Raw genomic sequence first — 24118 nt, forward strand, 5'->3', positions numbered from 1 at the left:
CTGCATTACCCGATCTTCACAAAAGGTCAACCGACCGGCAGTGGATCTCGCCAACTAATTTGCCAGCTTATTTAATTAAGCGCCTTAAAACCTTTGCAAGGCCCGGTTCATCAGCCATTTTGATAGCCTTTTCGACCGGAACCCAAGTGACAGTCCGTTTGCCCTTTTCCGGATAATTCCGCACCATCTCGTCGACATCGACCCGGTAGACCAGAACGTCCGTTTTAAGGCGAAGACCGGCGTCCGCTCCTTTATAGGATTTGAAGGATGCAAATGGTTTTTTGCGGGCCTTGCCGACAACACCAGCTTCTTCATAAGCCTCAATTGCAGCCGTCCGGTGCGGTTTGCGCGACATAATCGGCCAGCCTTTCGGCAAGATCCATCGGCGGCTCGATTTGGACGTCACCATTAGAACTTCGCGGCCACCATCATTTTCCCGCACGCAAAGCGCTGCGATTTGCAGACGCGCAGGCCTGCGGAACATCGCTTGAAAACTCTGCAGCCAGCTAGACCGCTCATACAATGATGTGGGCGCGAAACTCATAGAGCACTTTCATTTGAACGTTGATTGTTTTCAACTGAACATCGAGATTGGAAGGCATATACCTATTGTTCAAATATGTCCAGAAAAAGTGCACTTTGTGCGTAAATTTCGAAATTACCTAGTTATCACTAAGAGTTGTTCTTTAACGAAACATGGTCGGCCCTCCAGGCTCCAGGCCAAACTTCGGCGGCTCCCTGGCGCAAATCCCGAATCGCGGCCACCGGGACAGTGGCAAGTAAAAACGGCTCGTCATCCGCTTCACCACCTGTTGGCGCAATTTCAGCTCCAATTCCGGTGAACCCCAAATCCTCTTCGCATGGCAGATAAAGAGCGGCGCCTGAAACATTGGTTTCGTTCTGCGTTGTGCCTTCGGCCCGGCCGACCACGCCGCACACCGCAACAGCGCACATCAGTTCCACCGCCCGTGCCTTGGCGCAGCCATAAACCCGGTGATAGCCGGACAGCTTTTCAGTCATGGACGGCACAAGGAGGAGATCGACCTTCTCTTGTGCCAATAGACAACTCAATGCCGGCATTTCAATATCAAGGCAGATCAGGATTGCCACCTTTAAGCCGTCGAGCTCAAACACCTGGAGTTCGGTGCCCGGTGTCAGGTTCCAAGTCTCTGTGTCTTGTTCGAAGGGTGTCAAACTGAGCTTGTCCTGCCGGATTTCCCGGCCATCTGCCGCCAGAAGAACGGCTGTATTGGTGATACCGGCAGAGGTCTTCACCGGCCAGGAACCAGCAAGAAGAGAGACGCCATAGCGTTCAGGCAAATTTTTGAGCAGCGGAAAGAGCTCTGCGCCCGCATCGGCCATAAAGCCTGTTTCTTCGCTCGGGGGCAAACCCTTTGGCTTAAACGCGAGACAGGTTTCAGAAACATACTCGGGAAGGACCAGCAGTTTCGCACCGCCGTCTGCAGCCTTCTGAAGGCCGTCTTCAATCATTGCGGCCAGCGCCGCGGCCGAGCCTGGCGCCCGGCTGAGATTAAACGACCAAAGTGCGATCGGATAGTTGTTCATGCCGCCCTTCCTAGAAATTGAGCGGCTGAGATAACGGCATGTTGCCGGTTGGTTCAAGCCAGAATCGGCAGGTACTGGTCAGCTAACGAAAAGGGCAATGAAAAACGTCAAGAGAACCAGGAAGCCGGTGTTGATAAAAATCGGCTTGGGTTCAGCGGGAAGCGCACGCAACTTGGCGGATCTCCGCACTTCACGAATTCCTTTCAGAGCTCGTCCGGTACGCAGGTCAATCTCTTGAAAATAGGGCGATAGCTCATTCTGAGTACGCATACTAAACCCTCACGATTCCTTCGTAATCCGGACGCTACGGCAAGGGTGTTAGGGACGGGTTAATGCGCTTAGCAATTTTGGTCTTGCTGATGCACTTACCGTGTGCTGATCTGAAGTCTTGCAACCATCTACGAGGCGACAATGATCGACGCGACGACACTGGTGACTTACAGCCTTATCGTGCTGGGCTTTGTGTTTATCCCTGGACCTGCAACGCTTTTGACAATCGCAGGGGCCACCACTTCGGGGTCCAAAGTCGGGATCGCAACAGGCGCAGGTATTGCCGCTGGTGATATCGTTCACACACTGCTCGCGGTTTTTGGCCTTTCCGCGATTATCGCAGCGTCCGCACTGTTGTTTTCGATCATTAAGTATCTTGGTGCTGCCTACCTGATTTACCTCGGCATCAAGGCGATAACGTCCAAATCTGCATCGTCCTTTGAGGGCGATGTAATGACCGTGAGCACATCTGCTGCTTTTCGCCAGGCTTTGTATTCCGAGCTTCTCAATCCGAAGACGGCCTTGTTCTTCTTGGCGTTTCTGCCGCAATTCGTTCAGCCGGAAAATGGCTTTGTCCTGATACAACTCACAATTCTTGGACTGGTGTTTGTCGCCTTAGGCCTTTTGAGCACCCTTGTTTATGCGTTTGGTGCGGGAACGTTAGGCGGCTTGGTTCGGCGCAATCCTGCAATCTTGAAATGGCAGGGTAAAGTCGTCGGTACGATCTTCTGTACTCTTGGTGTCCGGCTGGCTTTGCAGGAGCGTTAAACTCGAACCTTCTGTGGGTCGGCGACATCCAGAATGCGTAGTTGAACCTTTGGCGTGCCTTGCCACGTGTCGATGGAAAGAGATCCTGCCACGTGAAGGTTCCTTCCGCGGCCTTCCAGAAGCATTTGCCCGTGCGGCTTGTCCTCGGCCTTAAAGCAGATACCCTTGAGCGCAGTCCCATCCCCAGCGGCAAGGGTTGCCCGGACATGACCTTTGCCGACCACATCGGCGAAGGACACCCGATGCGCTGGAAACGCAAACACCGGTTCGGAATGGCCTGCGCCATAAGGCCCCGCCTTTTCCAACAGATCCATCAGATCCAGAGTTGCCCCGGTTGCCGTAAGGGCCGCGTCGATCTTCAGCTCCCGGTGGGCGGTCGCAGCCTCCACATCGTCTTTCAGAACATCATTGAAAAAGGCCTCGAGGTCTGCGGCCTTATCCTGACGAACGGTCAGTCCTGCAGCCATGGCGTGGCCGCCGCCCTTCTCTAAAAGCCCGTCCTCAACGGCCTGCCGGACCGCTTTGCCCAGGTCAACACCGTTGATCGACCGGCCAGAGCCGGTTCCTTTGCCGGTTTGATCATAGGCGATGGCGAAGGCCGGGCGCCGGTGCGCTTCTTTCAGCCGCGAGGCGATCAATCCGACAATGCCCGGATGCCAATCGTTGGAACCAGTTAGCAGAACCGCTGGATCGCGCTGGTCTATGGCCATGGCCGCTTCGGCCCCGGCTTGCTCCAACATCACAGCTTCCTTTGCTTGGCGTTCGGAATTGAGCTGATCCAGCCGTTCGGCGATCGCGCGCGCTTCGTGTTGATCCGCAGTCGTCAGGAGGCGCGCGCCCAAGGCCGCGTCTCCAATTCGGCCGCCTGCATTGATCCGCGGACCGATCAAAAACCCCAGATGATATGGGGCCGGTTTGCCGCTGACCCGGGCAGCATCCGCCAGGGCCGTCAGGCCAAAATTCCGGCGCTGATGCATGACCGCAAGGCCGCGCGTCACATAGGCCCGGTTGAGCCCCTGAAGCGGCACCACATCACAGACAGTCCCAAGCGCCACCAAATCCAGAAGCGCCATCAGGTCCGGCGGCTGTTTTCCATCGAATAATCCGCGCTGACGCAATTCCCGGTTCAAACCAACCAAGAACAGGAAAGTGACACCGACAGCGGCCAGATGCCCCTGCCCCGACAAATCGTCCTGCCGGTTGGGATTGACCAATGCCCGGACATCGGGAAGCGTTTCACCGACCTGGTGATGATCGATCACCACCACATCAAGATTGAGTTTTTGCGCCGTTTCAAAGGCTTCGAAGGATGTGCTGCCGCAATCCAGCGTGATCAGCAATTCAGCGCCGCCGGCATGAAGGCTTTCGATTGCTGGGCCGTTCGGCCCATAGCCTTCGATAATCCGGTCCGGAATGTGGATCACCGGATCGAGTCCAAGCCATTGCAGATATTTGACTAAAACGGCGGAAGATGTCGCTCCGTCAACGTCATAATCACCGAAAATGGCAATCTTCTTGCCAGCTTGGACGGCGTCTGCCACGCGGGCGACGGCCGCATCCATATCAACCAGACTGCTGGGATCCGGCATCAAGGTTTTTATCGATGGATCGAGGAAGGCTTCAGCTTCTTCCGCGGCCACCCCACGGGCGGCCATGACCCGGGCGAGCACATCCGGCAGCCCGTGGTGCTGGGAGATCGCCATTGCCGCGCGGGCTTCGCCCGCACTCAGGCGTTCGCGCCAGGCGTTGTCATTGGCGGACCGGGCAACCCCGAGTACGAGGCGCCCCTTTTCTTCTTCGCCAAACCCTGTGCGCATCTACTTCGCTTAATCCAGGTGAAATTTGTCCAGCTGCGTGTGCTGGGCTTTGATATAGCGGACAGTCCCGGTGGACGAACGCATAACAACCGTATGGGTCGTGATCTGGTTCCGGCCGAAGCGGACCCCCTGCAGCATGTTGCCGTCAGTGACGCCGGTCGCTGCGAACAGAACGTCCGGGCCAGCCATTTCTTCCAGGGTGAACTTGCGTTTGATGTCGTCAATGCCCATGCGGTGCGCACGCTCAACCTGCTCATCGCGGGTAATCACCAGACGCGACTGCATCTGACCGCCGATGCAACGCAGAGCCGCAGCTGCCAGAACACCTTCCGGAGCGCCGCCGATACCGGCATAAAGGTCGATGCCGGTCTCATCCGGGTCTGTCGTATGAATGACGCCGGCAACATCGCCATCGCCGATCAGCCGGATCGCAGCACCGGTTGCCCGGATTTCTTCAATCAGACGTGCATGGCGCGGACGATCAAGAACACAGGCGGTGACTTCAGCGATCTTCACGCCCTTTTCTTTGGCAACGGCAGCCAGGTTGTCGGCAATCGGCGCATCCAGATCAATCAAGCCTTCGGAAAAACCCGGCCCAATGGCGATCTTATCCATGTAGCTGTCTGGCGCGTTCAGAAGATCTCCTTCCGGTGCCAAAGCAATGACAGCCAAGGAGTTCGGCAGGTTTTTGGCGCAGATGGTGGTGCCTTCCAGCGGGTCGAGCGCAATGTCGACTTTCGGGCCCTGTTTGGTACCAACGTTTTCGCCGATGTAGAGCATCGGAGCTTCGTCACGCTCACCTTCACCGATCACCACCGTTCCGTCGATCGGCAACCTGTTCAGCTCCCGGCGCATCGCGTCAACCGCTGCCTGATCTGCGGCCATTTCATCGCCGTGACCGCGCAGACGCGCTGCAGATACCGCTGCCCGCTCGCTGACACGGGCCAGTTCCAAAGTCAGGATACGGTCCAGGCCACTTGATGCCTGAGTTTCGGTTTTGGACATCAACATCTCCGCTTCTCCCCGCACTGCACGCCCGCGGGACGTATTACTTATTTGAGTTTTTCAATCCGGATCATCTGGGGCTGTTCTGCAACAACACCCTTCGACATGATCGCATCAAGCGCTTCCTTGATGGCGATCTCGGTTGTTTCGTAAGTGATCAGAATGACTGGTTGCGGTGCGTCACCGCCGGTCTTGTCATCTTCAGTGCCCGCAGCCGGATGCCGCTTCTGGACAATCGACTCCAGAGAAATCCCGGCGTCGCCCATGCGGCTCGCGATTTCAGCAAAGGCTCCCGGGCGGTCATAAACCGACAAACGGATGTAATAACCGCCTTCATGCAAACGCATGCGGGCCCGTTCATAGGGCTGTAATTCAGCAGCTGGCATGCCCAAAACGGGAGTTTTGTCGCCACGGGCGATATCTGTGATATCGGCAACCACTGAAGAGGCGGTTGCATTGCCGCCGGCGCCCGGACCCACGAGGACGATTTCGCCAACATAATCGCCATCGACGGCTACCGCATTCAAGACGCCATCGATCCGGGCAATCGCCGATGTTTTCGGCACCATGGTCGGATGAACGCGTTGTTCAATGCCAGTATCGGTGCGGTGCGCCACGCCCAGCAGCTTGATCCGGAAGCCGAGTTCGTCAGCGGCCTGAATATCCGCCGTGGTGATGGAGGTAATCCCCTCCATGAAAATATTGTCGCTGGCGATTTCCGTGCCAAAGGCAAGGCTCGTCAGAATGGCCAGCTTGTGCGCCGTATCGTTGCCCTCAATATCAAAGGTCGGATCGGCTTCCGCATACCCAAGGCGTTGAGCATCGGCCAAACACTCCTCAAAACTCAAGCCCTCGGCCTCCATTCGGGTAAGGATGTAGTTACATGTGCCGTTGAGGATGCCGTAAACACGGCTGACATCGTTTCCGGCCAGGGACTCGCGCATGGTCTTGACGATGGGAATTCCGCCGGCCACAGCCGCTTCGTAATTCAGGCAAGCACCATTCGCTTCGGCGAGGCGGGCCAGATCAACGCCATGTTTGGCAAGCAGTGCCTTATTCGCGGTGACAACATCAATGCCGCGGCTGAGCGCAGCCCGAACACTATCTTCCGCGGTCCCGCTATCTCCGCCGATCAGTTCGACAAACACGTCAAGATCGGCTTTTTCCGCCATTTCGACCGGATCGGTGTACCAAGCATAGCTGCTGGTATCAAAGCCACGATCCTTGGTTTGGTCTCGGGCACTGACGGCAATTACATCAATCCCCCGGCCAGTTTTTGATGCAATCTGTGCTGCATGCTTGTTCTGACCTGCATGTTTGTTGAGAAGTTGCACCACGGAGGCACCGACCGTACCAAGGCCAGCAACGCCGATTTTCAATGCGTCTGCCATTCGGGGATTAATCCAATTCTATTCAGCTAGATGTCTCGAGCGGGATGACGTTGTGCAGCTTTTGGTCCGCAGTTTCAAGGAACCGGCGAACATTTCTTGCAGCCTGCCGCAGGCGTTGCTCGTTTTCCACCAGCCCGATGCGAACAAAACCGTCTCCGTATTCGCCAAAACCAATACCCGGTGCAACCGCAACATCAGCGCGTTCAAGCAGCAGTTTGGAGAATTCGAGGCTGCCAAGGGACTTGAACTTGTCCGGGATCGGAGCCCAGCAGAACATGCTGGCTTCCGGCGCAGGTATGTCCCATCCGGCCCGGCCGAAACTCTCCACCACCACATCGCGTCTTTTCTTGTAGATCTCGCGGGTTTCGCGGATGCAGTCTTCAGGCCCGTTCAAGGCTGCGGTTGCCGCTACCTGGATCGGTGTAAACGCGCCATAATCGAGATAGGATTTCACCCGGCCGAGTGCTCCGACGAGACGCTCGTTGCCAACCGCAAACCCCATGCGCCATCCCGGCATGGAAAAGGTTTTGGAAAGCGAATTGAATTCAACGGTCACATCCATAGCGCCCGGCACTTGTAGCACGGACGGCGGCGGCGTGTCGCCGAAATAGATTTCCGAATACGCGAGATCGGACAGGATGAAGATGTTGTGTTTGCGCGCAAAAGCAACAACATCCTTATAGAAATCAAGGTCCGCACAATAGGCCGTCGGATTTGCCGGATAACACAGGATTATCGCAATCGGCTTGGGTACGGAGTGGATGACCGCCTTTTCCAGAGCCTCAAAAAACCCAGCGTTTGGTTCAGCGGGAATATTGCGGATCGAAGCCCCGGCCATCAGAAAGCCGAAGGTGTGGATCGGATAACTTGGGTTCGGACTCAAAATCACATCACCGGGCGCAGAAATCGCTTGTGCCATATTGGCAAAGCCTTCCTTGGAGCCGAGGGTCGCAATTACCTGGGTATCGGGATCAAGCTTCACTCCGAACCGGCGCTCATAATAGGCGGCCTGAGCCTTGCGCAGCCCCTGGATACCCTTCGAAGCGGAATACCGATGGCTGCGGGGGTCCTGCACCACTTCTGTCAGCTTATCGACGATGTGTTTGGGGGTCGGCAAATCCGGGTTGCCCATACCAAGGTCAATTATATCCGCACCCGCCGCGCGCGCTTTTGCTTTCAAGCGGTTGACCTGTTCAAAAACATACGGCGGCAGCCGTTTGATTTTGTGGAATTCCTCCATGGGTGCGGATCCTTGCGGCTTGGTATTTTGGAACACGATTTCGCCGGAGAGGCGGTCTCGCGCGCCCTTTTAACAGGCCTTTTTCATTTTCGCACCCATCTTTCATAGGCAAGCCGACTAATTGTGCATTTCACCAAGCTCCAAAATTTTGGTGTCTTTGCGCAACCAAACCGCTATCGGCTATACCAGTTCAACAAACATCCCAAAAACAGAATTTGGCAAACTTCCCCTTAGGCCAAACCGGAATGCAATTGCATGAAGTTTTGTTGATCATTTTTTTCCGGGAGCTTGTCCGCGGGCAAAGCAATGATAACCGTTTGCCCACGCCCTCTGCTCTTCGCTTCATAAGTCGCTTTGTCCGCAACTTCGAGGGCTTCATCAATGCCGCGCCTAATCGGCACATAGCTGATACCGGCACTCAGGCTGACTTGGGCATCCCCATTGGTGGCCTTCAAACATGCGTCCGCAAAACGTTGTTTTATCTGCACAACCAGATTCTTTGCCTGTTTGGGTCCTGTGCCTTGACACAAAATAGCAAATTCATCGCCTCCCAGGCGCCCTGCAATGGTATTGGCCAGCTGCGTGTCCCGGCAGACTGACCCGAACAACCGTAAAACGCAGTCCCCCATGGCATGACCAAACGTATCGTTGATGAGTTTGAAATCATCGATGTCAAAGCGGATAACGGTCAAAAAGTCCGCGCCTGTGAGCCGCCGTTTCAGTGCCTCTGCATGTTCGAAGATAGCTCGGCGATTTGGCAAGCCCGTTAGACTGTCCAAGTAAGCTTTCGTTTTAAACTGCAGAAGCGATCTTTCGATTGGCATGGACAGCGACGTGAACATACACAAGACCATCGACACCAAAATGACAAGCAAAGCGATGGTCACCACATAGCCTTTGATGGCGTCAAGAAATTCATTGCTGGCTCCTAAGCTCAGACAAATCATTAAACTGACATGAGCGGAGGCTTCCAACCCGGCACTGAACGCATAGATTTTCGGTGTCACCAGCTTTTCAGTATTGCTGCGCAAGCAGATGATCGCAGTCCATAGAATGAACAGGATCATCACGGATTGATTGTAACTCACGCGGTAACTCAAGGACTGGCGGAATTCCGGGATTTGACACAATCCAAGCCAGACCGCACCAGCCAGTCCGGCGACCCAAAACAGCTTTGGTTTTTGAAAAAAAGCAGCGACACCGCTCCTGCGTATGCCCGTGCCAAAAAGGATCAGGAAATTCGCCAAGAGTAGCGTTATGGCATCCGGCAGCGTTCCACGCAAACTGAGCAAACACGTCCCGATCGCGCCTAACAAAAACGCCACTGACCAGAGGCCGACTGACACATTTCCTGCACTATCGCGGTGTTTCCAGAAAAAAAACAAAAAGCACAGCACGGCGCTGGCGGTCAGCTCCGCAACAACCAATGAAAACAAGATCGTCTTGGCATCAAGCATCTGTGCCCCCACCTACCGGGAACTACTTATGGGTAATTCATCTTAGTATTTCGCCTTTTGGTGGAGAAAAAAGTTTTTGAGTTATCCAAGGTTGTTTTTAGGTAATAATCGCAATGACTTAAGCTGCAGTTCGCTTGGTTATGGGCTTTGACGCGCTGCCGAATGCCAGGGTGCGGCCCTTGCCCTTGATCGCGTCTGTGACAATTATTTGGCCGCGTCCCAGCTTTTTCGCCTTCTGAAGTGCCCGAGCAGCTGTTTCCACACCACGTTCCGGCGGCATGCCGGCTCCAAAAACCGCGAGCCCAGCCCCTGCAGAGACTATAAGTTTGCCCCCGGTCGCCTCTTCACATTCAACACCAAACCGCCGGCAGACCCGTTGCGCAACCACCAGGCTGCCTTGCGCATCGAACCCTGGAAGAAAGATGACAAATTCTTCGCCATCTAACCGTCCGGCAAATGCGTTTTTGCCAATCGCTTCGCGCACGACACGTCCAAACAACTGAAGAACCGCGTCCCCCATGGCATGACCGAAGCTGTCGTTGACCGATTTGAGCTGATCAATGTCAAAAAGGATCAGGCCATATCCCTTGGATTGCCCCCCGTCTTTCGAAAGCCATGTGTGACATGTGTTCCAGAATGCCCGCCGGTTGGGTAAACCGGTCAACGGGTCCTGATAGGCTTGTTCCTTATAGCGCAGGACCAGGATTTCAATGACCATGCCCACAGGCAAAACTATGGTCATCACCAAGGCCAACATGATCCAGACCAAATAGATGGCTGTTGCCGGATCGGCAAACATTTCAAGCGCATCCGTATTTCCGGCAAGGTTGTTGTAGGTCCAATACCAAAGATATCCGGATGCTTCTAAGGCCGAAGTGACACCTAACAACGTCACCGAATAAAGCCGGTCCCGATTCTGGAAGAATGCCATCCAGACGATCCAAATACAGAGCGTAATTAAACAGGGCTGGATAAAATTGATCCGCGCAATGAAGCTTTCAAAAAAGGGCGGATAACTGCAATACAGTATCCAAAGAATGCCTGTTGCTGCAAAAACCCAAAGGTTTTGGGTTCGCCCCAAGATCGACGCCACACCAGCACGTTTTAATCCAACCGCCAATATCAAAAGCAAATTGGAAACACCAATGCTCCAAAAGTCGCTGATTTGACCGCGCATCGCGATCAATCCAATCGAACTGGCACCAAGCAAAAGGCCTGCAATCCACCAAAGCAAACTGCCTGCTTGAATTTCCCCCCGCTTGGACAAGATCATCCAGAAAAGAACCAGTATGACGGCCCCTGCCATCTGGATCACGGAAATTGCGGCAAACAAAGTTGCAGTATCGAGCGTCATCAAGGTCTCTGCACCGGTCTATTCGGCACGAAAACTATAAGGAGCAGTTGTAAAAAACTGACTAACCATTCGCATAACTATCAGTGTAATTATTATCTTCTTAATCTCAGCTCGTCCGCTGAAGGTGCCGCACGCGATTCAGCTTGGACCGATTCACCCTCGTTTGCGAGCGATTTCAAATACTCGGCGGTCTCTTTACGCTGCTGATTGTTGATAAGACCTTGGGACTCAATCGTGCCTTTCGGCGGACCATAGCCATCGGGCGGCTGAACAGTCCCAGACCTGGTCTCTTGCCCCGGGTTCATGGCCTCGAACAACGGTGTTCCAGGTCCCACTCCACAGGCGCATAGCGTGGCTGCGAGGAGAAAACTGGTTGCCAGACTGGCCCATACGCGCATCTCTTGAGGTTCCTCGGTTGTTGCTCGCGACCGACTTCCACAGAAGTGTCACACAAGTCCACTAGCACATCGTCAAAATGCGTAAGGGAAAGCAATCGACGGCGCCTGAACGTTGTGCCATAAAGGATTAACCGTTCCCAATACAAGCGCAAATAGAATTAGATAACGCTAAGGAACAACCAAGAATCTGCCGCCTCCATTTGGCAGCGACAAAGACCAGAAGTCGGAGGAATCCCTGCTTATGGCTGATGACCGCCAGCATCCCATGTTGCAATATATCATCAACAATCCGGAAGCATTTGCTCAAAATCTTGCAAAGACACTGGAAAACGCAGGCAAAGCGCTGGCCGCATATTTAGAACCGCGCGAACAAGGCAAAATCAAACACGATTCGACGGATGAGTTGACCGGTGTTGTTAAGACCCTGGCTCAGGTGGGCGAATACTGGGTGTCTGATCCGCAGCGCGCAATTGATGCGCAAGGCCGATTGTGGACTGGCTATATAGACCTTTGGAACTCATCCCTTAAACGGATGATGGGGGAGCCGTCCGAACCAGCAGTTACTGCACCGGCAAGAGACAAACGATTCGCCGATCCAGACTGGGACAACAACCAGTATTTCGATTTCGTCAAACAGCTGTATTTGATTACCAGCCAATGGGCTGAAGAAATGGTTCAAGACGCTGAGGGTCTTGACGAACATACCCGCCACAAGGCCGAATTCTACGTCACTCAAATTTCAAACGCCCTGTCGCCATCGAATTTCCTGCTGACGAACCCGGAGCTGCTGCGCCTGACATTAGAGAGCAATGGCGAAAACCTGGTCAAAGGCATGGAATTTCTGGCCGAGGACCTGAAGTCAGGTAAGGGTGATCTGAAAATCCGGCAGACAGATCTGACCAAATTCAAACTAGGCGACAATCTCGGCAATACACCGGGCAAAGTCATCGCTCAAAACGATGTTTGCCAGGTAATCCAATATACGCCGACAACAGAAAAAGTGCTCAAGCGGCCGCTGATGATTGTGCCGCCGTGGATCAACAAGTTCTACATTCTGGACTTGAATCAGGAAAAATCCTTTATCAAATGGGCTGTCGATCAAGGCCACACCGTGTTTGTCATTTCCTGGGTCAATCCGGACGAACGGCAGGCGCAAAAGAGCTTTGAGCATTATATGAAAGAGGGCATCCTCAACACGCTCGATATCATCAAACGCGCCACGCGGCAGGAAGAGGTCAATGCCATTGGTTACTGCGTTGGCGGCACGCTTCTTGGTGTCACGCTGGCCTATATGGCGCAGGTCGGTGATGAGCGCATCAAGACCGCGACCTTCTTTACAACGCAAGTCGATTTCACCTATGCGGGCGATTTGAAGGTCTTTGTTGACGAAGAACAGATTTCTGTTTTGGAAAAAAGGATGGCCGACAATGGCTATCTAGACGGCTCGAAAATGTCGTCTGCTTTCAACATGCTCCGGTCCAATGATCTCATCTGGTCCTATGTGGTCAACAATTACCTGAAAGGCAAAGAGCCCTTCCCCTTCGATCTACTATACTGGAACTCCGACTCGACCCGCATGCCCGCGGCAAACCACTCCTTCTATCTGCGCAACTGTTATCTCGATAACAAATTGTCCAAAGGGGAAATGGAAATTGCTGGCGAGAGGCTCGATCTATCCAAGGTGACAATCCCGATCTTCAATCTGGCCACCCGCGAGGATCATATTGCTCCGGCCAAATCGGTCTTCCTGGGCTCAGGCTGTTTTGGCGGACCGGTGGAATATGTGTTGTCCGGATCTGGCCATATTGCCGGTGTGGTCAACCCGCCAGCCAAGAACAAATACCAATATTGGACAGGTGGTGCTCCTAAAGGGGCACTCGAGAATTGGCTGAAGAACTCAGAAGAGCATCCAGGATCCTGGTGGCCTTACTGGGATCAATGGATTCGCGAGAACGATGATGCGGAAGCCAAGCCACGCAAGCCAGGGGCCAACAGAATGAAAATTTTAGAAGATGCTCCAGGCAGTTATGTCATGACCCGGGTATAAGCAGAAAGTCATTACCACAGCTAAAATAACGTCGGCCGCACCACCAAATCGGGGTGTTTCCCCTGCCCTTTAAACGACACTGACTGGAGGTTGCCGTTTAGGCAACATCCAGTGGTGTGCGGGTCATGCCCAGAAGTTTGGCGAACTTGTCAGCTGCCATCGGCCGGCCGAAATGATAGCCCTGGGTGGTCTCGCATCGGCAACTGAGCAAAAACGCCTGCTGTTTTGCCGTTTCCACTCCTTCGGCCACGACATTCAGACCGAGCTCGCGCCCCAGAGCGATAATGGCGCGCACAATTGCCCGGTCACTTTCTTTATACTCAAGGTCCTGAATGAAACTCTGATCGATCTTCAGCCGGGTCAGCGGGAAATTCTTCAGTGCCACAAGACTGGAATACCCAGTTCCAAAGTCATCGATCGCCAGCTTGATTCCGATCCGCCGGAAATCCTCCATCAACTGAATTGCCTGTTCAACGTTTTGGATCAACAGGCTCTCAGTGAACTCGATTTCCAAATATTCCGAATCGAGACCGCTGCTATCAAGGGCGCCACTAATGTCCGATATCAGGCCGGTATCTTTGAACTGAACAGCAGAGACATTGACGGAGATGGTGATTTTAGGAAGGTCGGCTTTTTGCCAGGCTTTGTTTTGCCGGCACGCTTCATTCAATACCCAGCGACCGAGTGGGACTATTGCACCGGTTTCCTCTGCAATTTCGATGAAATCTCCGGGCATGAGCCGACCGCGTTGCGGATGGTTCCAGCGCACCAAGGCCTCTGCGCCGATGATCCGTCCGCTCATGAGATCGATTTGAGGCTGATACTCCAAAAACAATTCATTGCAGGATATCCCGTGCCGCAGATCCTCAATCAGTTTCAGCCTGTTGACTTTTTCTGGAGCCGTTGTGCTGTCATAGATGAAAAAACTGTCCCGGCCGATATTCTTTGCTTCGAACATGGCATCATCAGCATTCTTGAGGAGGTCTTCTGCATCGTCGCCGTCAAAGGGATAGACAGCCGCGCCAATCGAACAGGTGACGTGCAACGTCAGCGCGTTTAAGTGGATCGTCTCAATGATCTTGTTGCGCAAGTCGCTGAGAAAATCTTTCAATTCAGGTTTGTGAGCAGACGGCCCGTCAACGATCAGGACGAATTCGTCTCCACCAAACCTGATGGTTTCGTGGGTTCCATTGTGGGACGCTACGATCCGTTGTGAGACCAGAGTCAACACTTCATCGCCGACCGTGTGACCATAACTGTCATTGACGAACTTGAAATTGTCCATATCAACAAAGACGACCGCAACCGGCTCTCCGGTCTTGCGGCTGGTTTCGACTTTTTCTTCCAGTTTGGCTTTAAATTCCTGGCGGTTGGGCAATCCAGTCAAGGGATCATGGTGCGCAAGATACCGGATCCGCTGTTCGGCCAAATCGCGGCCAACAGCAATTGAAGCCAGATGCGCAGCTTCGTGGGCTATTTTGATTTCCCTCTCTGATGGGCTGCGCACGTTTGTAGTGTAGAAGGCGAAAGTCCCTAATACTTCACCTTCATTGGAGAAAAAGGGGACCGACCAACAAGAACGCAAGTCAAATTCCTGCATAATTTCTATGAAGTCAGCCCATAGGTCGTTGTCGAAGATATCTTCAACGAAAACATCTTCTTTTCTGAATGCAGCTGTGCCACAGGAACCAGCTCTAGGACCGATAGGGATGCCGCTACAGGCATCCAAATAGGCTTCGGGCAAATTGGGACCGGCTCCCGGAGAAATATGCTCTCCCGTTTCGTCAAGGAGCATCACCGAGCCCATGACACCGTCCAGCTGCCCCTCAATCAAATAAACAAGTGTTTCAAGGACATCTGACAGGGGCACTCCAGTTACAATATCTTTCAGGATCTGGTTTTGGCCAGCAAGGAGCTGCTCGGCTTTCTGGCGGCCGGTAATATCCCTGGAAATACCAACGATACCGACGACCTCTCCAGCCGCATTCGGTATCGGATACTTGGAGGATGAGAACCACTTCTCTGTTCCATCGGGCAACAGAACACGTTCTTCGAAATCCACGCGAACCGTGCCCGTTTCCATTATCGCCTGTTCATCGGAATAAAACACACTTCCGATGTGACTAGGATGAAGTTCCAGGTCGGATTTTCCAATCAAATCCGAACTGTCCTTCAGGCCCATGTCTAAAGCGACCTGTTTGTTCGCCATTACGAAGCGGGACCGTCTATCTTTGACGTAAACATAGTCTGAAACATCGTTCAACAATGCCCGGAGCCAGCCGTTGTCTCCGAACATGCCAGCAGTAGACCTAAACTCATCCGTGGCGTTCAGTTGTTCAAGTCCGCTGGCCAGCGATTCGATCGCTTGCCAGTCGGCAACATCGCCGCGTCTATTATTACCTTCCATCGTCATACGACGATCAGCCTTCAAACACGAAATTTTAGAAGTCACGATGCTTGGTCCATCGTGGTCCAATTGTATAAAAGGAGGGGCAACCGGCCAAAGGAAAAATTGACAATACCCCCTCTAACAATTTCGAAACCCTCTTGATTTTCAGTTAACTTCGGAGCCGGAAAAGGGGTAACAAAACAAATATATAATAATGACACTGTAAATTGTTTACAGATCGATCACTTTGGCGAATTCTCAAGAATTGCAATGCATGGTGAGGCTGGGATATAAACTCAGATCCACAGGAGCCAGTCCCAAGCCAATGCAAACGCCGCCTCCCCTTCAGCTGGACAAGAATGCATCCAGCAAGTGGTCCAAGGCCATGGGCACCCCGCGCTATACGGCCCGCACAGGATCGCCACCTCCAGGCCGTCCGCTGGTCATGGCCGCAAGGTTGGTCATTCCAATATTTGCTGCCGCTGCGGCTTGGTCGAGCCTTTGGATCGGGCCTTTGTTCGCTGGCATATTTGCGCTCTGGACATGCTGGGCCGTGGTGGCGGTCGCGCGCCTTTTTCGCGTCAGAGGCCCGGCGGTTTTCCGGCAAGCAGCGTTTGGTGAACGGATCTGGCTTAATCAACTCGCTCAGGTGCCGCGAACAAACGGGATTGCTAAATTCGCAGTGCTTTATCTGACTGCATGGACCGGCCTGATCGTTACCATTTTGGGCGGCCTGTTTCAGTCTCCGATGCTTACGGCAACCGGACTAATCGTCACGTGGGCCGCGCACGCTGTAAGTATCAAGCGGCTTGCAGGTTTCTACCGAATGCAGAAAAACTCTCATCCGCTCTACCGTTTCTGGGAAACACAGCCAGCGAATGATGACCGGCGAGATGCCAAAAGTGACCTGGACCAGGAAGAACCACTGGCTGGGAACCTTCCGAGGGAACGTCAGAGGCCTTCCATACGTTGACGCTGTTTTTCCGCCAATAGGCCGATATACATTAAAGCGACACTGGCGCCCGCGATCGACGTGATATCCGCATGATCATAGGCAGGTGCCACTTCGACGACATCACCGCCGACAAAATCAAGTTCTCCCAAGCGGCGCAAGATCATCAAGGCCTCCCGGCTGGTGAGACCACCAGACACGGGTGTTCCCGTACCTGGCGCAAATGCAGGATCCAGGCAATCAATGTCGAACGTCATATAGGCCTTGGCATCACCGACCCGATCACCGATCAGCTCCACAACTCCATTGACGCCCAGCAGCTCAACTTCTTCGCCATTCAGAATCTCAATACCGCAGGTTTCGGGCGCATGAGTCCGGATACCGATCTGGATGGATTTTTCCGGATCGATTAGGCCTTCGCGAACAGCTCGGCCGACAAAGGTGCCGTGATCGATCCGGTTGCCTTGATCGTCCCAAGTATCCTGGTGGGCATCAAATTGAACCAGCGCCAAAGGGCCGTGTTTTGCCACATGAGCTTTTAGAAGCGGATAGGTCACAAAATGATCGCCGCCAATGGAGAACAGATGCGTGCCGGTCTCCAAGATTTCACGCGCCTGTGCTTCGATGTGGCCCGGAATGTCAGGATTCAGGCCATAGTCGAAGGAACAGTCGCCATAGTCCACACAAGCCAGCGTCTCAAACGGATCGAACTCGAACGGATATTGCGGATCCCCGTCAAAGATTGCCGACGCGCGACGCACCCCTTGCGGGCCGAAGCGGGCACCTGGCCGGTTTGAAACCGAGGCATCAAAAGGAATCCCCCAAACGGCCAGATCCACCCCATTCAGATCTCGGCTGTAGCGGCGGCGCATGAAGGACAACACACCGCCATAGGTCGGTTCGTGCGACCCACCTTTTATGGAGTTTCCCAGAAACGCATTGTCCGTCGGGCGGGGCAAATCAGCAGCCATGGAGCACCTTTTGTATTTCGTCTGCCAGCACTTAATCTCAGTCGGCTGGTAAGCTCAAGCGGGTTCTAACGCCCGGGGGCTCCTCTGTCTTAGATCGGCCAGCCTTATCGTTTCGATATCGGCTTCAACTGAAAGCAGTGGAACACCTTCTTGAAATTCAGAGTGAAACACGCGTTGTCCCAGTTCTTCACCAGGTTTAAAAGGCTTTGCTCCATGATGGAGTTCCGCCAACGCTTCGATCAGGGATTTCTTAAGTGGCAGACATATCGGCTAAACTTCTGCGCGGCAGGCTGCTCACTTTCAGCGCCGCTCCCAAAGGCCCGGACGACACCGATGCCTACCATTGCGAGGAAGACGGCGCACTTCTGATTTCAGATGGCAAGATCGTTGCTCGTGGATCCTATACAGATATCGTTGCCGGAGCTCCCGGCGGAACAGAAGAAATCGACCACCGGCCGCATCTTCTGATGCCAGGCTTTATCGACACGCATCTTCACTTTCCGCAAGTTCAAGTGATTGCGTCCTGGGCAGATCAGTTACTCGACTGGCTCAACGACTACACCTTTCCGGCCGAGCAGAAATTCGCAGACAAGGCTCATGGTGACCGCATCGCCAAGGGGTTTTACGACACCCTTTTGTCGAACGGCACAACGACTGCGGTTGCCTATTGTTCCAGCCACCCAAACTCGGTCGACGCCTATTTCGAAGAGGCGGACCGGCGCGGCATGCTCATGCTGGGCGGTAAAACGATGATGGACCGCAATGCACCGGACGCGCTTTGCGATACCGCAGATAGCGCCTACTCCGACAGCAAAGCGTTGCTGGAAAAGTGGCATGGCGCCGGGCGCGCCCACTATGTCATCACACCGCGGTTTGCGATTACTTCAACACCGGAACAATTGGAAGCGGCTGGGACGCTGTTAAAGGAATATCCGGACTGCCACCTTCAGACCCACATCAACGAAAATCACAACGAGATCGCCTTCACCAAAGAACTCTTTCCCGATGCTGCGGATTATCTCGGGGTCTATGAGGATTTCGGTTTGTTGGGCGGAAAGACCCTGCTCGGTCACTGCATTCATATGAATGACCGGGAATTGGGCGTGATGCGTGAAACCGGTTCCGTGGCTGTGTTTTGCCCCACCTCCAATCTCTTCTTGGGCAGTGGGCTGTTCGACAAGAAACGCACCGAAGGTGCGGGCATCAAGACTGCAATTGCGACCGACATTGGCGGCGGCACCAACTACTCCATGTTGCGCACGTTGGACGAAGGCTACAAGGTCCTGCAGCTGCAACGCCAGCGCCTGCATCCGCTAGAAACCTTCTATTGGGCAACGCTCGGCAATGCCGAGGCGCTTTCATTGTCTGACCGGATCGGATCATTGGACGCAGGCACGGACGCCGATATTATCGTCCTCGATGCCAAAGCGACCCGGCCGATGGCTCTGCGCATGGAAACTGCCGAAACTCTGTCCGAAGAGCTGTTTGTCCTGCAAACACTCGGGGACGACCGGTCTGTGGTGGAGGCCTATGTGGCAGGCAAAGCCTCAAAACCGGTCTGATCCCTTTCCAAATTCTCTAATACAAACAAACCACACTGGGGGTCTTGCCTCTTGGGAAAGGACTTTGTCTAATACTCTGAAGGTTCTTGTTTTGGAGGGGCAACTGTGGACACGATCTCCGAAGGTATATTGCATGATCCCTTGCCGTTTTTCATTACGGCACCAGGGCAAACCGATGGTCTTTTTATCGCTGTCGGCATATGTCTCGTCTTGGTCATGGTTGGATTTGGGGCGCTTTATTTCACGGTTCAGGCCTGGCCGGACCGGATGGCCTCCGGATTGGGTAAAACCCAGATACAATTTGTCGGATTGCTCGGCTTCATCTCGTTGATAACATTCAACAACGCCTTTTGGGTTGCTGCACTTCTTCTAGCGGCCATCCCGATTTCCCAGATTGTTCTACCCGTTAAGATAACCTCCCATAGGCGCGGTCGAACCGGCCAAAGAAGGACCGGATAATGCTGGAACTGATTTTCAGTGCCCTGATCACAATTGTTCCCGATTACCTTTATCGCCACTACAAACAAGGCAAACGGCTCGGCCATGAGATCAACCTGTTCACGGTCTGGTATGAACTCCGTTGGGGTATCACCTCTTGTGCGGTTTTAGCGATCACCTTGTTGACAGTGATCTTCTATTTCCATCCTACCACCACCAATGTGACCTCTCTCTTCCGCACAGTCTCGATCCTGAGTGACCGGCCTGGGCGGGTCGAAGAGGTTTACGTTTCAGACAATGAGTTCGTCCGCGCCGGTGAACCGATTTTCCGGCTCGACACTCAGCGCCAGCAAGCCGCCGCAGAAACCGCCCGTCGCCGGATTGCAGAGGTGGATGCAGCTGCTACAGTCGCGCAAGCGGAACTCGCAGCGGCGGAAGGCAACATCGTTTCGTCCGAGAGCCAACTGAAACAGTCGCAAGATGAACTGACACGGCGTCAGAACCTTGCCGGCAGAAACCAGAATGTGGTGAGCGAGCAGGAATTGGCGCGCCTGCGGCTGACTGTCGACGGCCTGTCGGGCTCACTGGATGCCATCAAGGCTCAACGGGATGCAATTCAGGCCCGGCTACGAGTGTTGCTGCCGGCCCAACGGGCCAGTGCGGAGGCAGCTCTCACGCAGGCGGAAACCGAAATTGAGAAATCTACGGTTTATGCCGGTACCAACGGAACCGTCCGTCAGTTCAAGCTGAAACCGGGAGACCTGGTAAATCCGATCCTGCGGCCTGCCGGTATTCTTGTCCCTGAGGGGTCGGGTCGCGGTCGCTTCCAAGCCGGTTTCGGCCAGATTTCAGCGCAAATCTTGCACCTCGGCACGATTGTTGAAATCACGTGTGCATCCAAACCACTTGAAGTCATTCCAATGGCCGTAACGGAAATACAGCGCGTCATCGCGGGCGGACAGCTACGGCCAACGGATCAACTCATCGATATTCAAGACCGTGCCCGGCCGGGCACGATCCTGACAGTTCTTGAGCCGATCTATGCCGGGCATGCGAATTATGTTCCGCCTGGAAGCCGTTGCATTGGTGTCGCCTATTCGAACCACGACAAGGCGATCAAGGCGGGTGAGATTTCCGGGTTCTCTGCCTTCCTCACCCGGATTGTGGATGGCATGGGGATCGCAAACGCCCTTGTTATCCGGATCCAGTCCCTCCTGTTGCCGGTCAAGGTGCTGGTTTTTCCAAACTAGAGCATCTAAAAATCGATCAGCTTTTGGCTGTTCTAACGGCGGACTTCAGCGGTCCGTTTGTTGACGGAACCTCTTCCTTCCGCGTCCAGCATTGGACCGCGAGCGCACCGAGTGCCAGGACACCAAATACTCCGCCAACGGTAACATAAACAACTGAAAACCCTTGCGTTTGTAGCAAGGGCGTTAGAACAAATGGCGAGACGATCTGGCCCAAAAACAGCGACGTGGTCACCATTCCGGAAACCGTGCCTCGTCGTTCGGCCGGTGCGATATCCAAGGCCAGAAGAAAGAGCGCTGGCTGGACCAAGGCATAACCGATGCCGATGAAGGCGCAACCGGGCAAGATGAAGGTCCAGGTAGGTTGGACCGCCAGAACAGCAAAGCCTGATCCCATAACCGCAAAACCGGCCGCAAACGTCCGGGCCAAGCCGAGCCGGTTGCGGATCTTTTGAAACCGGAGCGCTGTAAAGGCACCGGAAAGGGTCAAAGCTCCAAGGCCAAGCGCTGTACCCGTGGCGCTGTTGTACCCAGCGAACTCCAAATAAAAAGGCAACTGGCTCGGCATCAGGAAGAACAGCATCACGGTGACCATCGACAAAGCCCCTGTTGAAAACGCCGGCAGGCGCCACCTTTTGCTTTCTGCCGCCCGTTGGACAGAGGGCGATCTGTCTACCGGTTGCTCGAGATCCGGCAGCATTCTTCTCCTGTTTTGTTCCTGGCGGACAACCGGCCAAAGCAACGGCAGCAGCAGGATTGGCAATGCATAGATCAGGAAAGGCAAACGCGGCGACAGGTCGGCCACCAGCCCGGCACCGCCAATAAACAAAAACCCGCTGAAATTGATGGCGACCACCTGCCCGCCCATGAAAGCACTGCGGCGTTCGCCCTCAAAGAGGTCACCGACCAGCGCCACTTGCGCGGTCATCGTGACTGCAAGGGCAACACCCAATAAAAGTCGGCTCGCCACAATCGTATTTAGGTCCGGAAGATAGGCTCCGGCACTGCCGGATAAAGCAAACAGGGCAACGCCTGCCATCAACAGCCATCCCCGTCCAAACCGATCTACGGCAAGACCGGCGAGCGGCGCGACCAAGACCACTGTCAAGGACGGCGCGGAGACCAAAAACCGGACCAGGTAAGCTGCGCCCGCCTCTGCAGAAAAACTGGCTTCCAAAGCCGGCAATGCCGGGCTGATGGTCGCATTTGCCATGATTTTTAGTGACGCGGTGAGAAGCAACGCCAAGGCGGCTGTATCCCGCCAGATCGATTGGTTTTGTGTTCTTTGCGACGGATCCATTGTCAAAAACCTCTTGTCTAGAGACCGAATTGCTGCCAGCCTACAAACTCAAGTCGACTTGAGGTCAAGAGATGAAATTACTCGATATTTCAGAAGTTGCGCATCAATCCGGCGTCGCCGCGTCCGCTTTGCGCCACTATGAGGAAAAGGGCCTGATCCACTCGGCGGGCCGGCGCGGGCTGAAACGCTTGTTCGGCCCGGAAGTGCTTGACCAGCTGTCCGTCATCCGCCTGGGCAAGCAGGCCGGATTTTCCCTGGAAGAAATCAAAGGCATGTTCGGCCCCGACGGCCGCCCGTCGCTGTCGCGCACCGTGCTGCTGAACAAAGCGGACGACTTGGATGACCAGGTCAAACGGCTGACTGCGCTCAGAGACATGATCCGCCACGTTGCGGACTGCACGGCCCCCAGGCACATCGATTGCCCGCGGTTTCAAAAGCTCATTCGCGTCAGTGCGCGAAAAAGAGCGCCGGTTTCAAACAAGTTCTAAAGAATGAACTGTCTACAGCGGGCAGTTGCCACCGGCTAGCGCCTGTCGAAAAACAATATAAGCTGGCGTGCCTGCCTCTGAAAAATGCCGGGTCCTTTTGGCGCGTCACCGCGCGTTTCAACTTCCCGGATAACGACACGCACCAACAAAACGGCTGCGACGCCAAACACAACGCCGCCAGCGGCCTGACCGATCAAAACACCAGGTGCTCCAAGATACGCCGCCCCGATCCACACCGGAAGGATGGTGCCAAGTGTGTGCCTGCCCCAGTTGAGCCAGGTCGAGTAGAGTGGATGACCAAGATTGTTGAAACAGGCGTTGGCGACAAACAGTGCCCCATTGAAGAAGAATGCCAGGGCAAGCGGACCGCAAAACAGATAGATTAAATCCTTCGCCAGCCCTTCTGCTTCAAACAACGCAGTTATCGGCGCGCGCAGCACAAAAAGCACCAATGCAGCAAAGCCAACAACCAGGGCGGTAAAGAGCAGCGAATCCCGGAACGTCGTTCGCACCCTGCCGAATTGCCCGGCTCCGTAATTCTGGCCGACAATCGGACCAACGGCCCCGGACAAGGCGAAGATGGTGCCGAAGGCAAGCGGCGTCATGCGTGCGACGATCGCCATGCCGGCCACGGCTTCTTCGCCGTAATCCGCCATTGCACGCGTAACAAACGCCTGACCGACCGGAGTGGCCAGCTGGGTCAAGATCGCCGGAATGGAGATTGCGGCAATCGGTTTCAGATCTTCGGCAAACGCGGAAATTTTTGGCCAGACAAGCCCGCCGTGATGCCGGAAGATTGCGGCAATCGCGAAGTATCCCATGGAGATCCGGGCCGCGGCACTTGCCAATGCGGCACCCGTCAATTCCAGCTCAAAAGTGAAGATCAGCAACGGATCGAGCACGGCATTGATGATGCCGCCGGTTACCGTGACCATCATCGCCCGCCGCGCATCGCCATGGGCGCGCAGGATTGCCCCGCCGGCCATCCCGAGCAGCAGAAAAGGCAGCGTCGGCACCACAATCTGGAGATATTCAACAGCAAAATCTTTCGTCCGGCCTGTTGCGCCCAGCAATCCACTCAAGAAATCAAGCGACGTCCAAATCAAAATGGCAAACAGGCTGGAAAACAGGATCCCGGCTAGAAGTGCGTTGGAGGCACGTTGACGCCCTTGCCCCTTATCGCCCTCTCCGAGCGATTTGGCGACCAGGGCACCTGCAGCAATTGCCACCCCGATGTTGAACGAGGTGGAAAGAAACAGGATGGCGCCCGCATAACCGACCGCGGCGGCCAGTTCTTCCTTGCCGAGCATCGAAATGAAAATCATGTCGATGAAATCAACGGCAAACACCGCCAACAGTCCGATCGAGGACGTGATCGACATCACCGTGACATGACGGAAGAGATTGCCTTCAAGAAACTTGGCTTGGGACATTTGCACAGTCGGTTGCGGGGAATCT

At 54.4% G+C, this 24118-nt stretch carries 19 protein-coding genes; 7 read left to right on the plus strand and 12 right to left on the minus strand.

Annotated features, from left to right (window positions below):
- Positions 1 to 67: 67 nt before the first annotated feature.
- Positions 68 to 544 (minus strand): NUDIX hydrolase, encoded by a 477-nt coding sequence (locus ACOOFE_RS14330; RefSeq protein WP_420410680.1) that lies wholly within the window; start codon positions 542 to 544, stop codon positions 68 to 70.
- Positions 545 to 672: 128 nt separating this feature from the next.
- A complete protein-coding gene (locus tag ACOOFE_RS14335) occupies positions 673 to 1566 on the minus strand; it encodes a nitrilase-related carbon-nitrogen hydrolase (RefSeq protein ID WP_420410681.1) in 894 nt (297 codons plus the stop codon).
- A 411-nt stretch (positions 1567 to 1977) separates the two neighbouring features.
- On the opposite strand from ACOOFE_RS14335, the gene ACOOFE_RS14340 reads away from it, so the two are divergent.
- Positions 1978 to 2604: a LysE family translocator gene (locus ACOOFE_RS14340; RefSeq protein ID WP_420410682.1), complete on the plus strand. Its 627-nt coding sequence runs from the start codon at positions 1978 to 1980 to the stop codon at positions 2602 to 2604.
- Here ACOOFE_RS14340 and recJ read toward each other — a convergent pair.
- From recJ to ACOOFE_RS14370, 6 genes are all read right to left on the minus strand, one after another.
- Positions 2601 to 4421: a single-stranded-DNA-specific exonuclease RecJ gene (gene recJ, locus ACOOFE_RS14345; RefSeq protein ID WP_420410683.1), complete on the minus strand. Its 1821-nt coding sequence runs from the start codon at positions 4419 to 4421 to the stop codon at positions 2601 to 2603. The two genes, ACOOFE_RS14340 and recJ, sit on opposite strands and share 4 nt — an antisense overlap.
- A gap of 9 nt (positions 4422 to 4430) precedes the next feature.
- Positions 4431 to 5426, minus strand: coding sequence for a class II fructose-bisphosphatase (gene glpX / locus ACOOFE_RS14350; protein ID WP_209010728.1), 996 nt, complete (start codon positions 5424 to 5426; stop codon positions 4431 to 4433).
- 47 nt (positions 5427 to 5473) lie between these two features.
- On the minus strand, positions 5474 to 6817 hold the full coding sequence (locus ACOOFE_RS14355) for a homoserine dehydrogenase (RefSeq protein WP_420410684.1): 1344 nt from the start codon (positions 6815 to 6817) through the stop codon (positions 5474 to 5476).
- A 22-nt stretch (positions 6818 to 6839) separates the two neighbouring features.
- The gene (locus ACOOFE_RS14360) at positions 6840 to 8057 is read right to left on the minus strand and encodes an LL-diaminopimelate aminotransferase (RefSeq protein WP_420410685.1); all 1218 of its coding nucleotides are present in this window, start codon (positions 8055 to 8057) and stop codon (positions 6840 to 6842) included.
- 230 nt (positions 8058 to 8287) lie between these two features.
- On the minus strand, positions 8288 to 9514 hold the full coding sequence (locus ACOOFE_RS14365) for a GGDEF domain-containing protein (protein ID WP_420410686.1): 1227 nt from the start codon (positions 9512 to 9514) through the stop codon (positions 8288 to 8290).
- A gap of 118 nt (positions 9515 to 9632) precedes the next feature.
- Complete coding sequence (locus ACOOFE_RS14370) at positions 9633 to 10868, minus strand: GGDEF domain-containing protein (protein ID WP_420410687.1); 1236 nt, start codon at positions 10866 to 10868, stop codon at positions 9633 to 9635.
- A 639-nt stretch (positions 10869 to 11507) separates the two neighbouring features.
- Here ACOOFE_RS14370 and ACOOFE_RS14375 point away from each other — a divergent pair.
- Positions 11508 to 13313, plus strand: coding sequence for a PHA/PHB synthase family protein (locus tag ACOOFE_RS14375; RefSeq protein WP_420410688.1), 1806 nt, complete (start codon positions 11508 to 11510; stop codon positions 13311 to 13313).
- 97 nt (positions 13314 to 13410) lie between these two features.
- Here the strand turns inward: ACOOFE_RS14375 and ACOOFE_RS14380 are convergent, their stop codons facing one another.
- Positions 13411 to 15765, minus strand: a complete 2355-nt coding sequence (locus tag ACOOFE_RS14380) for an EAL and GGDEF domain-containing protein (protein ID WP_420410689.1) — start codon at positions 15763 to 15765, stop codon at positions 13411 to 13413.
- Between the two features lie 262 nt (positions 15766 to 16027).
- Here ACOOFE_RS14380 and ACOOFE_RS14385 point away from each other — a divergent pair, with 262 nt between their 5' ends.
- Entirely contained in the window at positions 16028 to 16675 is a 648-nt protein-coding gene (locus ACOOFE_RS14385; RefSeq protein WP_420410690.1) for a hypothetical protein, read from the plus strand.
- Here ACOOFE_RS14385 and speB read toward each other — a convergent pair.
- A complete protein-coding gene (gene speB / locus ACOOFE_RS14390; RefSeq protein WP_420410691.1) occupies positions 16654 to 17625 on the minus strand; it encodes an agmatinase in 972 nt (323 codons plus the stop codon). The two genes, ACOOFE_RS14385 and speB, sit on opposite strands and share 22 nt — an antisense overlap.
- A 263-nt stretch (positions 17626 to 17888) precedes the next feature.
- On the opposite strand from speB, the gene guaD reads away from it, so the two are divergent.
- From guaD to ACOOFE_RS14405, 3 genes are all read left to right on the plus strand, one after another.
- The gene (gene guaD, locus ACOOFE_RS14395; RefSeq protein WP_420415580.1) at positions 17889 to 19187 is read left to right on the plus strand and encodes a guanine deaminase; all 1299 of its coding nucleotides are present in this window, start codon (positions 17889 to 17891) and stop codon (positions 19185 to 19187) included.
- Between the two features lie 105 nt (positions 19188 to 19292).
- The gene (locus ACOOFE_RS14400; protein WP_420410692.1) at positions 19293 to 19646 is read left to right on the plus strand and encodes a hypothetical protein; all 354 of its coding nucleotides are present in this window, start codon (positions 19293 to 19295) and stop codon (positions 19644 to 19646) included.
- Positions 19646 to 20875 carry an HlyD family secretion protein gene (locus ACOOFE_RS14405; protein ID WP_420410693.1) on the plus strand — a complete coding sequence of 410 codons (1230 nt, stop codon included), beginning with the start codon at positions 19646 to 19648 and terminating at the stop codon, positions 20873 to 20875. Before ACOOFE_RS14400 ends, ACOOFE_RS14405 begins: the two co-directional genes overlap by 1 nt.
- Before the next feature lie 16 nt (positions 20876 to 20891).
- On the opposite strand, the gene ACOOFE_RS14410 is transcribed toward ACOOFE_RS14405, so the two are convergent.
- Complete coding sequence (locus tag ACOOFE_RS14410; RefSeq protein ID WP_420410694.1) at positions 20892 to 22172, minus strand: MFS transporter; 1281 nt, start codon at positions 22170 to 22172, stop codon at positions 20892 to 20894.
- A 71-nt stretch (positions 22173 to 22243) separates the two neighbouring features.
- Between ACOOFE_RS14410 and ACOOFE_RS14415 the strand changes: the two genes are divergently transcribed.
- Complete coding sequence (locus tag ACOOFE_RS14415) at positions 22244 to 22660, plus strand: helix-turn-helix domain-containing protein (RefSeq protein WP_420410695.1); 417 nt, start codon at positions 22244 to 22246, stop codon at positions 22658 to 22660.
- A 35-nt stretch (positions 22661 to 22695) separates the two neighbouring features.
- Here ACOOFE_RS14415 and ACOOFE_RS14420 read toward each other — a convergent pair whose 3' ends face one another.
- The gene (locus tag ACOOFE_RS14420; RefSeq protein ID WP_420410696.1) at positions 22696 to 24093 is read right to left on the minus strand and encodes an MATE family efflux transporter; all 1398 of its coding nucleotides are present in this window, start codon (positions 24091 to 24093) and stop codon (positions 22696 to 22698) included.
- Between the last annotated feature and the right edge of the window lie 25 nt (positions 24094 to 24118).

Source organism: Roseibium sp. (assembly GCF_965216085.1).
Taxonomy (GTDB): Bacteria; Pseudomonadota; Alphaproteobacteria; order Rhizobiales; family Stappiaceae; genus Roseibium.